15 protein-coding genes are annotated in these 14,942 nt (G+C 67.4%); 4 read left to right on the top strand and 11 right to left on the bottom strand.

The features are described from left to right. Nucleotides 1-66 precede the first annotated feature (66 nt). Nucleotides 67-927, top strand: a complete 861-nt coding sequence (locus tag ABMA10_RS00885; protein ID WP_347867848.1) for an HAD family hydrolase — start codon at nt 67-69, stop codon at nt 925-927. 66 nt (nt 928-993) lie between these two features. Here the strand turns inward: ABMA10_RS00885 and ABMA10_RS00880 are convergent, their stop codons facing one another. Further along, nucleotides 994-1,416, bottom strand: coding sequence for a GNAT family N-acetyltransferase (locus ABMA10_RS00880; protein WP_347867849.1), 423 nt, complete (start codon nt 1,414-1,416; stop codon nt 994-996). A gap of 504 nt (nt 1,417-1,920) precedes the next feature. On the opposite strand from ABMA10_RS00880, the gene ABMA10_RS00875 reads away from it, so the two are divergent. From ABMA10_RS00875 to ABMA10_RS00865, 3 genes are read left to right on the top strand one after another with little or no spacing between them, the layout of a single operon-like run. Continuing rightward, nucleotides 1,921-2,622 carry a hypothetical protein gene (locus ABMA10_RS00875; protein ID WP_347867850.1) on the top strand — a complete coding sequence of 234 codons (702 nt, stop codon included), beginning with the start codon at nt 1,921-1,923 and terminating at the stop codon, nt 2,620-2,622. After that, nucleotides 2,619-3,035, top strand: a complete 417-nt coding sequence (locus ABMA10_RS00870; protein ID WP_347867851.1) for a phage holin family protein — start codon at nt 2,619-2,621, stop codon at nt 3,033-3,035. The genes ABMA10_RS00875 and ABMA10_RS00870 overlap by 4 nt, the downstream gene beginning before the upstream one ends. Beyond that, nucleotides 3,032-3,619 carry a DUF3618 domain-containing protein gene (locus ABMA10_RS00865; RefSeq protein ID WP_347867852.1) on the top strand — a complete coding sequence of 196 codons (588 nt, stop codon included), beginning with the start codon at nt 3,032-3,034 and terminating at the stop codon, nt 3,617-3,619. Before ABMA10_RS00870 ends, ABMA10_RS00865 begins: the two co-directional genes overlap by 4 nt. Nucleotides 3,620-3,757: 138 nt before the next feature. Here ABMA10_RS00865 and ABMA10_RS00860 read toward each other — a convergent pair whose 3' ends face one another. The 10 genes from ABMA10_RS00860 to ABMA10_RS00815 all read right to left on the bottom strand — a co-directional run bounded on the left by ABMA10_RS00860 (nt 3,758) and on the right by ABMA10_RS00815 (nt 14,788). Further along, a complete protein-coding gene (locus ABMA10_RS00860; protein ID WP_347867853.1) occupies nt 3,758-4,270 on the bottom strand; it encodes a hypothetical protein in 513 nt (170 codons plus the stop codon). A 35-nt stretch (nt 4,271-4,305) separates the two neighbouring features. Then, entirely contained in the window at nt 4,306-5,037 is a 732-nt protein-coding gene (locus ABMA10_RS00855; protein WP_347867854.1) for an alpha/beta fold hydrolase, read from the bottom strand. A gap of 61 nt (nt 5,038-5,098) precedes the next feature. Next, on the bottom strand, nt 5,099-5,929 hold the full coding sequence (gene otsB / locus ABMA10_RS00850) for a trehalose-phosphatase (RefSeq protein ID WP_347867855.1): 831 nt from the start codon (nt 5,927-5,929) through the stop codon (nt 5,099-5,101). Further along, nucleotides 5,919-6,110 (bottom strand): hypothetical protein, encoded by a 192-nt coding sequence (locus ABMA10_RS00845; protein ID WP_414693648.1) that lies wholly within the window; start codon nt 6,108-6,110, stop codon nt 5,919-5,921. Before ABMA10_RS00845 ends, otsB begins: the two co-directional genes overlap by 11 nt. Continuing rightward, the gene (locus ABMA10_RS00840) at nt 6,107-8,623 is read right to left on the bottom strand and encodes a DUF4118 domain-containing protein (RefSeq protein ID WP_347867856.1); all 2,517 of its coding nucleotides are present in this window, start codon (nt 8,621-8,623) and stop codon (nt 6,107-6,109) included. Before ABMA10_RS00840 ends, ABMA10_RS00845 begins: the two co-directional genes overlap by 4 nt. A 3-nt stretch (nt 8,624-8,626) precedes the next feature. Next, entirely contained in the window at nt 8,627-9,235 is a 609-nt protein-coding gene (kdpC, locus tag ABMA10_RS00835) for a potassium-transporting ATPase subunit KdpC (protein ID WP_347867857.1), read from the bottom strand. A 52-nt stretch (nt 9,236-9,287) separates the two neighbouring features. Then, the gene (gene kdpB / locus ABMA10_RS00830; RefSeq protein ID WP_431031103.1) at nt 9,288-11,462 is read right to left on the bottom strand and encodes a potassium-transporting ATPase subunit KdpB; all 2,175 of its coding nucleotides are present in this window, start codon (nt 11,460-11,462) and stop codon (nt 9,288-9,290) included. Next, entirely contained in the window at nt 11,459-13,132 is a 1,674-nt protein-coding gene (kdpA, locus tag ABMA10_RS00825; RefSeq protein WP_347867859.1) for a potassium-transporting ATPase subunit KdpA, read from the bottom strand. The genes kdpB and kdpA overlap by 4 nt, the downstream gene beginning before the upstream one ends. Beyond that, entirely contained in the window at nt 13,132-13,221 is a 90-nt protein-coding gene (gene kdpF / locus ABMA10_RS00820; RefSeq protein ID WP_431031102.1) for a K(+)-transporting ATPase subunit F, read from the bottom strand. The genes kdpA and kdpF overlap by 1 nt, the downstream gene beginning before the upstream one ends. Before the next feature lie 307 nt (nt 13,222-13,528). Continuing rightward, the gene (locus ABMA10_RS00815) at nt 13,529-14,788 is read right to left on the bottom strand and encodes an APC family permease (RefSeq protein WP_431031101.1); all 1,260 of its coding nucleotides are present in this window, start codon (nt 14,786-14,788) and stop codon (nt 13,529-13,531) included. Between the last annotated feature and the right edge of the window lie 154 nt (nt 14,789-14,942).

Genomic DNA, 14,942 nt, shown 5'->3' with positions numbered 1-14,942 from the left:
GCCCATTCGATCGAGCGACGCCGCAGCGCCTTCGAGCAGCACACCGACGGAAAGATCCTGATCACGATGGCTACAATCCGACCCGCTGGAGCACACACGAACACTTCGCCGCAGTCGCGAAGGGGCGACGAATGGCTCATCGCCATCGACCTGGACGGCACGACGATCGACGAGGCTGGTCAGGCGAGCGACGCGGTGAAGACGGCGCTGCGCAGAGTCGGTCAAGCCGGCCACCACCTCCTCGTCGCGACGGGGCGGTCAGCCGTTACCACCCTCACGGTGCTCGACGAGATCGAGGTCTGGCCGGAGTACGTCGTCTGCTCGAATGGCGGGATGGTGCTCCGCCGTGACCGCAACGACGCGACCGGCTACCGACGACTGCGAGCCACGTCCTTCGAAGTGCCGACCGTGCTGAATACGATCCGGCGAGAACTGCCCACCGCGCTGTTCGCCGTCGAGAGGGAGGACGGAACCTATCGATTCACGCACCCGTTCCCTCCTGCCACGACCGAGCCGATCGAGGAGCAGACCATCGTGGGGTTCGATGAGTTGGCCACCGGCAAGGCGGTCCGTGCGGTGATCCTCGCCCCCGGTGCCGATGTCCTCGCTTTCCGGAAGACCGTCGAGCGCCTCCGACTGCCGGGCACCACCTTCTCGCTCGGCTGGACGGCCTGGCTCGATATCGCGGCCGCAGGTGTGACGAAGGCTTCCGCAGCTGAGGAGGTCCGAGTCGCACTCGGCTTCAGCCGAGCCCACGTGATCGCGATCGGTGACGGCTACAACGACATCGAACTCATCCAGTGGGCCGGAGAGTACGGCCGAGGGGTGGCGATGGGCCACTCCCCCGAATCACTGCTCAACGTCGCAAGCGAGATCACCGGAACGATCCTCGAAGACGGACTGGCTACGGCTCTCTCCAGCTTGTGATGGCCGCCGCAGGGAGCACGCGGCGGGCAGCGTGCGACAGTTCCGTCACCGTGCCAGCAGCTCGAATCAGGATACGGCCGAGAGTTCTTTCACGAGCAACAGTTCCGCGATTTCACCGGGAAGCAGCAGGACGCCACTGTCTGCGTACCCACGACGCCGGTACAGGTTCTGCGACCGCTCGTTCGACACCGTGGACGTCAGTACCCGCGCGTGCCCCAGCTTGAGCATGTCTGCTTCCCACACGTCGAGCAGCTGGGTTCCCAACCCGGCGCCGCGGCACGATTCCGACAGGAAGATCATGTTGAGGAACGGGATCTCATCCCAGAACAGCGACCAGCGCAACCAACCCGAAATCTCGCCTCGCTCTTCGAGTAGGAGCACCCGCCCTTCCTCGACGCAGCGGCGCAGGGCGGCAGCCGTCACATGGCGATCGTGGGCGAGGAGGTAGTCGAGATCGGTGCTCGAGGCAGTGCGGACGATGTGCGGCATCCGATCAGCCTGTCACAGGAGACCCAACACGGATCGCTCGACGGCCCGCGCGGCAACATCGGCTCCCGTCCCAACCCTGGCACCGCCTCGAACGCCTTCGTCTCAGATGCCGAACTCGCGGCGGCTGGCGTAGCCGCCGTCATGACTCCGGTGGCTGAGGTGGCGCGAGAGTTCGATCGCTCGGGCAGTCCGGCGTCCTGATGGAGGCTGACACGAGCACGCTCTGAGATTGACCTGGGGGTTGAACCGATCTTCGCTGTCCAGCGCGGGCTCCCCCCACCGTTCCGGTCGAGCCGGGTGCAGCTCCGCCGTGCTCGGATGAGCCCTCGACGACGGGTGTGGTGAACAGCTGACGTGTCGTCGGACGCGCCCCTGGCGAGTGAGCATACGCCTGTCGCGACGGATCAGGCAAGACTTTCGAGGCAGAGGCGCCAAGAGCGCACGCTGTAGGCCCAAGCCGCGATCATCGACCGATTCCGCGGCGTCCAGAGGAGAGGGCCACCCATGACCGACTCGTATACGTATCCGCCCGATTCCGGGCGAAGTGGAACTGTCGACACTGCGAAGGAGCAGGCCGGGCAGCTCGCCGACAGCGCCAAGGCCTCGGCAAGCGAGGTCGCGCAGTCGGCCAAGTCCGCCGCGACCGACGTCGCCGGTGAAGCGAAGCGGCAGGCGAAGGACCTCCTGCACGAATCGCGCACTGAACTCATCGATCAGGCCGGCGCGCAACAGCAGCGCGTCGCCGCGGGCCTGCGTTCGCTCGGCGACGAGCTCGGCGGCATGGCCCGGTCGAGCGAGCAGCCGGGGGTCGCCGCCGACCTCGTCTCGCAGGCAGCGTCTCGCGCTGATTCTGTGGCGTCGTGGCTCGATGCCCGCGACCCTGGCTCTCTGCTCAGCGAGGTGAAGGACTTCGCCCGCCGTAGCCCGGGAACGTTCATCGGTCTGGCAGCGCTCGCCGGGGTCGTCGCGGGGCGCCTTGCGAAGAACCTTGCCGCTGATGCGAAGGACGAAGCAACGTCGTCGTCCTCTCACAAAGTGCCGGTCACGAAAAGCGCCCCGAGCGCTCAGTACGTTGCGCCGTCCACATCACCGGTGACACCGCCCCCGGTCATCGCTGGCAGCGAGCCGGTGACACCTCCTCCCGTGATCGGTGGGATGCCCGTGCAGCCGATCGGCGACCGCCTCGATGAATCAGGTCGGCCGTGACCGATCAGCCGACTCCCTCCGAACAGCAGGCCGCGAGCACCTCGCTCGGCGACCTCCTCGGCGAGGTCTCGCGCGATATCTCCACCCTCATGCGGCAGGAGGTGGAACTCGCGAAAGCGGAGATCCGTGACTCCGCGAAGAAGGCGGGGAAGGGTGCCGGCCTCATGGGCGGCGCAGGATATGCGGCCCTCATGGCCGTGTTCTTCCTGTCGATCGCCCTGTGGTGGGCTCTGGGGACCTTGGTCGGCAACGGCTGGTCCGGAGTCATCGTCGCCGGGCTTTGGGCGATCATCGCCGCGATCCTGTTCGCCGTCGGGAAGTCGTCCATGAAGCAGGTCAAGGGCATCCCGCAGACCGTCGAGACCGTCAAACAGATTCCAGACACCCTGAAGAAGAATGAGGAAAACCGATGAGCGACTACTCGGACCCGGATCAGATCCGGGCAGACATCGAACGCACCCGCAGCGCCCTCGGCAGTGACGTCGACGCGCTCGCAGACAAGGTCACGCCGTCGAAGATCGTGGACCGGGAGAAGCAGAAGGCGAAGAACGCGCTCGGTTCCGTGAAGGACCGCGTGTTCGGCGTCGCCTCCGACATCTCGGACACCGCATCGGACGCGCTCGGATCGACCGGCGACGCTCTGAGTTCGGCGCCGAAACGCGCCGTCGCCAAGGCAGAAGGCGCCCCGATCGCCGTCGGACTCATCGCCTTCGGCGCCGGGCTGCTGGTCTCGGCGCTCCTTCCATCGAGCACGAAGGAGAAGGAGCTCGCCTCCTCGATCAAAGACGCAGCCCAGCCGCTCGTCGACGACGTCACCGATGCAGCGAAGGAAGCCGCAGAACACCTCAAGGAGCCAGCAGCTGACGCATTCGCCGCCGTCCGAGACCAGGCGGCCGACGCCGCTGAGCAGGTCAGAACCGACGCCACCGGCGCGGTCGACGACGTGAAGGACGACGCCAACCAGGCCAAACACGCCGTGCAGCAGTCGAACGAGTAGCCACACCACCACTCATGAACGGCCGGACCGCGACCAGACGTCGCGGCCCGGCCGCTCCCCTTCCGATACCGGTCCTGCGAACGCCGGTTCGACACCGTGGACGTCAGCACCCATGCATGCCCCCACTTGAGCGCGTGGCTACTGAGCAATCACAGACGAGAGCTCCCAGGCAGCTCGGATGCTGTCTGTCTGTTCGTCGAGCGTCATTCCGGTGACGTCGAGCACGAGGTCAACGTCAGGAGGAACCGTCATGAGCTTGTGCACGAGCTCGAACTCTTCGTCGGTGATGTACACGACCCGCGTGCGGGCTCGTCGCAGGGCCTCGTCGAACGAGACCGCCAGGTGAACGATGAAGCAGTCCGGCAGTTCCGCGCGATACACCGCCAGGGCCTCCGCAGTGACGACGTCCGCCATCGTCACATCGAACCCGGCTCGGAGCACGTTGCGGCCGATCGCTGCGGCATTGGAGGCCGCGAGAACGTGCTGGGACTCACCCTCAGGACCACTCCAGAGCGTTGCGTCACCCGACACGATGAGCTGTCGGATGTCGTCGACATCGACAAAGGCTGCGCGGGTCCGGTGCGTGGCCAGTCGACGGCCGCAGGTGCTCTTGCCGACCGCGGGGCCGCCGGACAGAACGAGCGGTCTCATGAGAGGTCCTTCCGGAACAGGTGCAGCTGCCAGGATTACAGCAGGTCTTCGACCGCGGCGAAGGTGCGGTCAGGGTCTTCAAGCTGCATGTCGTGGCGAATGCCCGGAATTCGGCGCACCTGCCAACCCTGCTGCTCGAGGCGGTCGGCCAGGGCATCGGGCAGCACCGCCGCCGACTGATCGGAGAGCACGATCGTCGACGGGACTGCCGGCGCCTCGGCCGGTACCGGGTGGAAGGCGACATCACGGAACACGCCGACGGCCATCCGAGCATCGAAGTGCTTCTTCGCGTCGTCGAGGAGCGCGCGGGTCTCCGGACTGTACGCGGCGCGGGCCGCGGCGCTTGCCCTGGCCTGGCCGAGCTGGGCGAATCCGAGCGACACGAGCGGCGCCATCCAGAACAGTCGTCCGGCGAGGCCACTGATCGGCAACGCCAGCGCGAACCCGGGGTCGAGATACACCGCCCGCTCAGGCGCGAGCCGGGCGACTGCGCGATACAGCACCGCGCCTCCGAGTGAGTGGCCGACGATGCTGTGCAGCCCCGACGGCAGCGAGTCGACCAGGTCGGCCGCCATGTCGTCGATTCGATACGACTCGGCTCGAGGACTCATGCCGTGCCCGCGCAGATCGACGGTCGTCACGGTGAACCGACCCGTGGCGGCAAGCCGTTCGACGAACGGCCCCCACGTCGCTGCCGAAGCGCCGAGACCATGGACCAGCCCGACATGCCGTGGTCCCGATCCGGTGGTCATCGTCTGTAATCGCATGCTGTCATCCTGTCGGAACGCAGCGTGCAGCGGAACGCCTCGCTCGTTCGAAGAGGTCGGTTCAGACAGGGAGCTGGTGCTCCTCGTGCATTCCCGCCGGACGGCGCGACGAGTTCCAGGTCAGAGCGTCATCGAGTCGCTGGAGCCAGTTCTGGAACTCCTCGGGACTCGCGAAATGGGCCCCCGGCACCCGGCTGACCTCCTCAGCAGCGTCGGGAGCGTCGACGACGAGCGCATAGCCCGAGGCGGTCAGCGCCGCTGTGAAGGCAGGGAGGTCACCGCGGTCGTCACCGGCGTATGCAACGGTGCGCAAGCCGTCAGAGCGGATGATCCGGTGCAGCGCTGTGCCCTTGTCCTCATCCAACGGCATCCGCAACTCCTCGACACACTTCCCGGGTTCCCGCCGGAGCCCATGAACACTGATCATGCGCTCGACGATCGGCCCGACCAACTGCTCTGCAGCCGTGTGGTCGAGCGAGCGTCGCCAATGGATCGCGACGGCGAGGGACTTGTCCTCGATGTGGATACCGTCGACGCCGTCGAGTTCTCGGCGGAGTTCCTCGGTCGCAGCACGGACAGCTGACTTCCATTGCGAGGCTTCGGGCAAGACGTCGATGCCGCCAGCGGTGAGGCGTTCGAGACCGTATGAGCCGTAGAGGTCGACACCGGGAATGGCGGCTCGTTCGGCGAGGAAGGCCACCGGGCGACCGGAGAGCAAGGCGACCGTGGAGAGCTTGCCGGCCAGACTCTCCAGGATCCTCTCGGTACCGGGCAGCAGCTCGCTGCGTGCAGGGTCGTCGGTGATGCGGGAGAGCACACCGTCGAAGTCCATCACGAGGCCCGTGGGGTGCCCGGATACGAGGGCGCGGATGACGTCGGTGTCAGAACTCATCATCCAAGCCTAGCCTCGGCCTCCCGCGCGTTCTCGGCGAGCCGTTCCTTGCAAGACCTGTGGCCGCGTTGACCGCACCTGTGCCATTGTGCGCGGTGATGATCTGGTAGCCGCGAGCCGAAAGCGTGATGCGCAGTGCTCGAAGGATCTGCGGGTCGTCGTCGGCGATGAGGATCTTCATACGGGGCGCTCCTCGCGTCGGCTGGTATCGGCGGCGGAGTCGGAGTGGGCGGGAAGCGATATCACCATCGTCAACCCGCCGCCCGGAGTGTCCTCCGGCACGAGGGTTCCGCCCATGCTTTCGATGAAGCCCTTGGACAGGGCCAAGCCGAGCCCGAGCCCGGTGAGGTTGTCGGTGTCTCCGAGGCGTTGGAACGGAACGAAGACATCGTCACGGCGATCCGCGGCGATCCCTGGCCCGTGGTCGGCGACACGCACTTCGATGGTGCCGGCGAATGCGCTCGTCGAGATACGGACGCGGCGCCCGTGCGGGGAGAACCGTTGCGCGTTCGCCAACAGGTTCACGATCACGCGTTGCAGCAGACCCGCGTCCGCAACGGCCGTCGGAAGGTCCGCCACCAGATCCAGTTCCACGTCTGCCGGCCCGATGTCCAACTCGTCGAGCGCCGGGAGGATGACGTCGTCCACGTCCACATCCGACAGCGTCACCGCGAGCACGCCGGCTTGGAGGCGGGTGACGTCCAGCAGATTCGTGACGAGGGCGGCGAGCGTCTGCAGGCTCTCGTCCGCCGTCTCCAAGAGCTCGTCCCGGTCTGCGTCGCTCCAGGTCACCTCGGTCGACCGGAGCCCACTGACCGCAGCGGTCGCCGCGGCGAGGGGCCGGCGTAGGTCGTGACTGACGGCCGAGAGCAGGGCGCTGCGGACCCGGTCCGTCGCGGCAAGCGGTCCGACTTCGCGCGCTGTCTCGCTGAGGGAGTCGTGCTCGATCGTGGCTGCGAGCTGGCTTGCGATCACGGTGAGTAGGCGTCGTTCAGAGGCGGCGAGGGTCCGACCATGCAGTTCGAGCATCGCCTGTTCACCGACGGGAATGCCGATGAACTGGGAGTCGGCTGTCGGCTCGCCGTCCATGGCGAGCACACGATCCCCCTGGAGGAGACGGACGCCGGCGAGGGTGAATGCCTCTCTGGTCCGACTGACGAGCGCTTGGAGTGCTCCTTCGCCTCTGAGAACGCTCCCGGCGACTGTGGCGAGGAGCTCGGATTCGGCGGCCGCTCGACGGGCGGTGCGGGAACGTCGCGCGGCGAGATCCACGACGGCGCTCACGAGGACCGCGTTCGCGACATAGAGTACGAGCGCCAGCAGGTGCAGCGGCTCGCTCACGGTGACCGTGTAGAAGGGCTCGATGAAGAAGAAGTCGAGGGTGAGCCCCGACAGCACAGCGGCGAAGACGGCCGGCCAGAACCCGCCGATGAGTGCGACCAGCACGACCAGGAGTTGATAGGACAGGACGTCGCTGGCGATGGATTCGTCCGTCCGGAAGAGGACGAGCAACCACGTCAGGAGCGGGCCCGCGAGAAGCGCGATGATCAGCCCGGTGAACCTGCGTCGCACACTCAGCGCCCCGCCCAGCTGCGGCAGGGCGAACCGTCCACCGGCTGCCTCGTGGTTGACGATGTGGACGTCGATGTTGCCGGACTCACGGATGACGGTGTTGCCGATGCCGGGTCCGGTGAGCGCTGCGGCGAGTCTGCTCCGTCTGCTGACACCGATGACGAGTTGGGTGGCGTTTGCGGCCTTCGCGAAGTCGACGAGCGCGCGCGGCACATCGTCGCCGACGACCTGGTGATAGCTGCCACCGAGCGTGTCGACCAGCGCGCGCTGCTGAGCCAGCGCCTCAGGGTCACCGGTGCGCAACCCGTCCTGCGTGGTGACGTGCACAGCGATGAGCTCGCCACCCGCGGAGCGGGCCGCGATGCGCGCGCCCCGCCGGAGGAGGGTCTCACCTTCTGGACCGCCGGTCAGCGTGACGATGACACGTTCGCGAGCCTCCCACCTGCTGTCGATGCCGTGCTCGGAACGGTAGTCGCGCAATGCTGAGTCGACTTCGTCTGCGAGCCAGAGCAGCGCCAGTTCGCGGAGCGCAGTGAGGTTGCCGAGCCTGAAGTAGTTGGACAGAGCCGCATCGATGCGCTCAGCCGGATAGACGCGGCCATCCGCCAGGCGGTCGCGCAATGCTTGAGGCGCGAGGTCGATGACCTCGATCTGGTCCGCTGCACGAAGCACGGCGTCTGGGATGGTCTCGCGCTGAGGCGCGCCGGTGATCTGTTCGACGACATCGTTGAGGGATTCGATGTGCTGGATGTTCACCGTCGAGAGCACGGAGATGCCGGCATCGAGGAGGGTTTCGACGTCCTGCCAACGCTTGTCGTGGACAGAAGCAGGTGCGTTGGTGTGGGCGAGTTCATCGACGAGGGCGAGCTCCGGTCTGCGGGCGAGGACCGCTTCCAGATCCATCTCCTGGAGGACCACCCCACGATGGTCGACAGCGTGACGGGGGATGACTTCGAGCCCGCCGAGCATGGCCGCCGTAGCGGCACGGCCGTGGGTCTCCACGACCGCGACCACCACGTCGGTCCCCTCCCCGAGCAGCCGTCTGCCTTCCTCGAGCATGGTGTAGGTCTTGCCGACACCGGGTGCTGCGCCGAGGAACACTCGGAGCCGACCTCGCTTCATGCGTTATCCGTTCAGCTCGGACACGGCGATGTTCAACTGGAGGACGTTGACGGTCGGCTCGCCGAGGAAGCCGGCATCACGCCCCTGGATGAAGGACTCGACGAGCTCGTGCACGCGGTCCTCGTCCAAGCCCCGCTCCGCGGCGACCCGCGGAACCTGGAGCAGAGCGTAGGTGGGGCTGATGTGCGGGTCGAGGCCCGACGCCGACGCGGTGAGCGCGTCGGCCGGGATACTCGCCGGGTCGACACCCTCGAATGCGGCGATCGCGGCCCGACGCTCCTCGATCGACGCGACGAGGTCCGGGTTCTCCGGTCCGAGGTTGCTGCCGCTCGATGCGCCGCCGTCGTACCCGTCACCGGCCGCAGAGGGGCGCGACTGGAACCATTCGGGCAGGGGGTTGCCGTCGGCGTCGGTGAAGGACTGCCCGATGAGAGCCGAGCCGACGGTCTCGCCGTCGACGGACACCGGCGAACCGTTGGCCTGCGCTGACATGGTCGCCTGTCCCATTCCGGTGACGATGAGGGGGTAGCCGATGCCGAGGACGACGGTGAGGGCGAGCATGGCCCTGATGGCGACCCAGTACTGGGCGATGCCGCTGCGGGATGCACTCATGATGATGTGTCTGCTTTCCTGTGATGGAGTGTCACGTGTGGTGGTGGACGGCTCAGAAGCCGGGGATCAGCGTCACGACGAGGTCGATCAGCTTGATGCCGATGAACGGGGCGATCACGCCGCCGAGTCCGTAGACCAGCAGGTTGCGACTGAGCACCTTCGAGGCGCTGAGCGGTCGGTACTTCACACCGCGCAGCGCGAGCGGGATGAGGACGACGATGATGATGGCGTTGAAGATGATCGCCGAGAGGATCGCGGACGCCGACGAGTGCAGCTGCATGATGTTCAGCAGCGCGAGGCCCGGGAACACACCCGCGAACATCGCCGGGATGATCGCGAAGTACTTGGCGACGTCGTTCGCGATGGAGAACGTCGTGAGCGCACCACGGGTGATGAGCAGCTGCTTGCCGATCCGCACGATGTCGATGAGCTTCGTCGGGTCGGAGTCGAGGTCGACCATGTTGCCGGCCTCCTTCGCCGCGGAGGTGCCGGTGTTCATCGCGACGCCGACGTCCGCCTGGGCGAGCGCCGGAGCGTCGTTCGTGCCGTCACCGGTCATGGCGACGAGGTTGCCGCCCTCCTGCTCCTTCCGGATCAGGGCGAGCTTCTGCTCCGGGGTCGCCTCCGCGAGGAAGTCGTCGACCCCGGCCTCGGCGGCGATCGCCTTCGCGGTCAACGGGTTGTCGCCCGTGATCATGACGGTGCGGATGCCCATGGCGCGCAGCTCGGCGAAGCGCTCGGCGATGCCGGCCTTCACGACGTCCTTGAGGCGCACGACACCGAGGACCTGCGCCTCGCCGGACGGCGACTTCCGAGCGACGACGAGCGGGGTCCCGCCGCTCTGGGAGACCGCCTCGACGTGCTCCTGCAGTTCGGCGTGCGTCGAGCTCGCGATGCGGCCGGACCCCTCGACCCAGGCGATCACCGCTGAACCGGCGCCCTTCCGGATGAGCGTCCCGTCGGGGAGGTCCAGTCCACTCATACGGGTCTGCGCGGTGAACGGGACGACGTCGCCCGCGACAGCGTCGCCGAGGTGCACCCCACCCTCGATAACGGCGAGGTCGACGATCGACTTGCCCTCGGGGGTCGGGTCGCTCGACGACGACAGCGCGGCGGCTCGGATGAGCTCCTCGCGCGGCACGCCGCTCAGGGCGAGGAACTCGGCGGCCTGGCGGTTGCCGTAGGTGATCGTGCCGGTCTTGTCGAGCAGCAGCGTCGTCACATCGCCGGCGGCCTCGACCGCGCGGCCCGACATCGCGAGCACGTTGCGCTGCACGAGCCGGTCCATGCCTGCGATGCCGATCGCGGAGAGCAGCGCGCCGATCGTCGTCGGGATGAGGCAGACGAGCAGGGCGACGAGGACGGGCACGCTGACGGGTGCCGCGGCGTACGAGGCGATCGGGTTGAGCGTGAGCGCAACGACCACGAACACGATCGACAGGCTCGCGAGGAGGATGTTCAACGCGATCTCGTTCGGAGTCTTCTGTCGTGCGGCGCCCTCGACGAGGCCGATCATACGGTCGACGAAGGTCTCGCCCGGCTTCGAGGTGATGCGCACGATGATGCGGTCGGACAGCACACGCGTGCCACCCGTGACGGCGCTGCGGTCACCACCGGACTCGCGGACGACCGGGGCCGACTCGCCCGTGATCGCCGACTCGTCGACCGAGGCGATGCCCCAGACGATGTCGCCATCGCCCGGGATGAGCTCGCCCGCCGTCACCACGACGACGTCACCGAGGGTGAGGTCGGCGGACGAGACCTGGCCGATGGCCGTGTGCTCCGCGGACGGATCCGCCGAAGCGTCATAGGCCGTGACCTGGTTCGCCATGGTCGAGGTGCGGGTCTTTCGGAGGCTGTCGGCCTGCGCCTTGCCGCGACCCTCGGCGACGGACTCCGCGAGGTTCGCGAAGACGACCGTGAGCCACAGCCAGATCGCGATGCCCCAGGTGAAGGAGGCCGGAACGGGCGAGCCACCGGACTCCTGCGCCCCGCCGAGGAACGGTTCGGCAATGGCGAGCACCGTCGTCAGTGCCGCGCCAACCTCGACGATGAACATGACCGGGTTCCGGACCATGAGTCGCGGGTCGAGCTTGCGGAGGGCTCCGGGAGCTGCGGCGAGGAGCTGTGCGGGGCCGAACGCGGCCTTCGCGGGCTGGTGGTGGTGATCCTGCTCTTGCCCGGGTTCCGCGGAGGCGGGAAGCGTTCGGGTGGTGGACATGGTCATGAGAGCCCTTCCGCCAGGGGCCCCAGCGCGAGTACGGGGAAGTAGGTGAGAGCCGTGATGATCACGGCGACACCGGTGAGGAGGCCGACGAACTGCGGCCGGTTGGTGGGGAGGGTACCGGCGGTCGACGGGACACGGTCCTGCATGGCCAGTGAACCGGCGAGAGCGAGGACGAGCACGATCGGGACGAAGCGACCCAGGAGCATCGCGACGCCGAGGGCCGTGTTGAACCACGGCGTGTTCGCGGTGATTCCTGCGAACGCTGAGCCGTTGTTGTTCGCGGCGGAGGTGAAGGCGTAGAGCACCTCGGAGAGACCGTGGAGGCCCGGATTCCAGATGGACGTGGTCTCCACGTCCGAGCGGACGCCGGGGATGGCGAAGCTCAGCGCGGTGCCGGTGAGCACGAGGGTCGGCGTGACCAGGATGTACAGGCTCGCGAGCTTGATCTCTCGCGGCCCGATCTTCTTCCCGAGGTACTCCGGCGTGCGGCCGACGAGCAGGCCACCGATGAACACGGCGATGACGGCGAGGACGAGCATGCCGTACAGGCCCGAGCCGACGCCGCCAGGGGCGATCTCGCCGAGCATCATGTTGATCATCGGCATCATGCCGCCGAGGGACGTGTACGAGTCGTGCATCGAGTTGACCGCACCAGTGGAGGTGAGCGTCGAGGTCGAGCCGAACAGCGTCGAGGCGAAGATGCCGAATCGCTGCTCCTTCCCCTCCATGGCGCCACCGGCCGCCATCGGTGCTGTACCGAGACCTCGGGCCTCAAGAGCCGTGAGGATGGAGAACGACGCGAGGAAGATGACGCCCATCACCGCGAGGATCGTGTAGCCCTGCTTGCGGTCGCCGACCATCCGGCCGAAGGTGCGCGGCAGGGAGAACGGGATCATCAGCATGAGGACGTTCTGGAGAAGGCTCGTCCATGCCGTCGGATTCTCGAAGGGGTGCGCGGAGTTCGCGTTGAAGAACCCGCCGCCGTTGGTGCCGAGCAGCTTGATCGCCTCCTGCGAGGCCACCGGGCCGCCCGGAATGCTCTGTGCCGCGCCGGTGATCGTCGTGACGTCGGTGAACCCGTTGAGGTTCTGGACGACACCGCCGGCGATCAGCACGATCGCAGCGAGGATGGCGACGGGCAGGAGGAGACGCAGGATGCCGCGGGTGAGGTCGACCCAGAAGTTCCCGATCGTGCCTGTCTTCCGGCGCGCGAAGCCGCGGACGAGCGCGATCGCGACGGCGATGCCGACGGCCGCCGAGGCGAAGTTCTGCACGGCCAGGCCCGTGAGCTGCACGGTGTAGCCCATCGTCAGCTCGGGCGAGTAGGACTGCCAGTTCGTGTTCGCGACGAACGATGCTGCCGTGTTGAACGACAGCCCCTCGGGGACCGCGGGCAGTCCGAGGGCGAACGGGAGGACGGCCTGCGCCCGCTGCAGCGCATAGACGAGCAGCACGCCGACGGCCGAGAAGGCGAGGACGCCGCGGAGGTACGCCTGCCACGTCTGCTCGGAGCGGGCGTCGACCCCGATGAGGCGATAGAGGCCGCGCTCGACGGCGAAGTCCTTCTTCGACGTGTAGATGCGCGCCATGTACTCGCCGAGCGGGCGGTACAGCAGCACGAGGACGAGGACCAGGGTCGAGACCTGGAGGATCGCGAAGAGGGTCTCCATCAGAACCTCTCAGGTTTCACGAGGGCGTACACGAGGTACACGACGGCGGCTACGGCGAGGATCGCGGCGAGGAGGTCGAAGAAGATCACAGCTTCTCCACCCCTCGGGCCACGAGGCCGACCAGCGCGAAGACGGCGAGGATGCCGATCACGTAAGCGATGTCAAGCAAGAGGACTCCAGAGGGTGCGGGTCGGGCGTTCCGGAGGGGAACGCCGTACTGCCGAAGCAGCACAGCTCACGATCCAACACCCGCACAGACTGCTCGGACGTCGTCATAACGACTTCCAAACGGCTTTTCGACAGATCCTTACAGCACTCCTACGGTTCGCGCCTGCCGGGCGCTGCACCTCGGGTCTCCGCCGCGGTTCGGTGTCGGCACATCCGTGAATCCGCGCGCTACGGGATCGACGTGCGACGTGTGCGCGCGACGGCACGGCCCGCCAGCCCGACGCCGAGCACGCCGACGCCGATGAGCACGCTGGGCAGCGGCAGGGTGACGACGAGGAGGAGGCAGGCGATCGCGCCCACGATCTGCAGGAGACGCGGGTATCGCCGATGCGCTGTCGTCTGGGTGAGTGCGGCCAGGTTCGCGACGACGTAGTAGAGCAGTACACCGAAGGAGGAGAACCCGATCGCGTCCCGGAGGTCCACGGTCACCACCAGGACGCACACGACCAGGGCGAGGACGACCTCCGCGCGGTGCGGTACCTCGAATCGAGGGTGGATGGCGGCCAGCCACCTCGGGAGATCGCCCTCGCGCGCCATGGCGAGCGAGGTGCGCCCGATCCCGGCGATCAACCCGAGGAGTGCTCCGAGCGCCGCGGCCGCTGCGCCGATCCGCACCAGCGGCACCGCCCAGGGTGCGTTCGCCGTGACGACGGCTTCGGTGAGCGGTGTGGGCGTCTGAGCGATGCCCGCTGCACCGAGCGAGGACAGGAGCACGAGTGCGACGATGCCGTAGACGAGCACAGTGAGGGCGAGGGCGAGGGTGATCGCGCGAGGAATCGTGCGCGCAGGCTCGCGGACCTCCTCCCCCATCGTCGCGATGCGTGCGTAGCCGGCGAAGGCGAAGAACAGCAGCCCCGCCGCTTGGAGTATCCCCAAGGGTCCGGCGGAGACCCAGTCGGTTGCGGACGGAAACTGGCGTGCGCCACTGCCGCCGAGGACGACCGCGACGACCACCACCAGGAGCAGAAGGACGACCACGACGATCACGCGCGTCAGCAATGCGGTTCGCGTCACGCCACGGTAGTTGACGGCCGCGAGCGCGAGGACCGCCAGAACCGCGATCGGGCGTTCGAAGCCGGGCGGCGCTGCATAGGCGGCGAACGTGAGCGCCATGGCGGCGCAGCTGGCGGTCTTCCCGATCACGAAGCTCCACCCGGCGGCGAAGCCCCACCATTCACCCAACCGTTCGCGCCCGTAGAGATAGGTGCCGCCCGAACTCGGATACTGGGCAGCGAGCTGGGCCGAGGACGTCGCATTGCAGAACGCGACGAACGCCGCGATCGCCAGCCCGACGAGTAAGCCGGCCCCCGCTGCCTGCGCCGCTGGGGTGAAGGCGGAGAAGAGCCCGGCACCGATCATGGACCCCAACCCGATGAAGGTCGCGTCGGCTAGTCCGAGCCGGCGACGAAGCTGCGGAGGAGACGCCATGCGGGCATGCTAGCGAACCCAAGGAAACAATCTCCCGTCGTCGAACGACGCTTCGCGATCCACTTCACCACTGGAGATCCCAGCAAGGGGAATGCCTCGTCAGAGCGTGTCGTTGCCGATTACCGGTACCCTGTATGGGTATTGGGAGAGGAGA

Origin of the sequence: Plantibacter sp. RU18 (genome assembly GCF_050613355.1) — a bacterium.
GTDB lineage: Bacteria > Actinomycetota > Actinomycetes > Actinomycetales > Microbacteriaceae > Plantibacter.
Note: the sequence above shows the minus strand (reverse complement) of the source record. Positions and strands in the feature narration are given on the sequence as shown.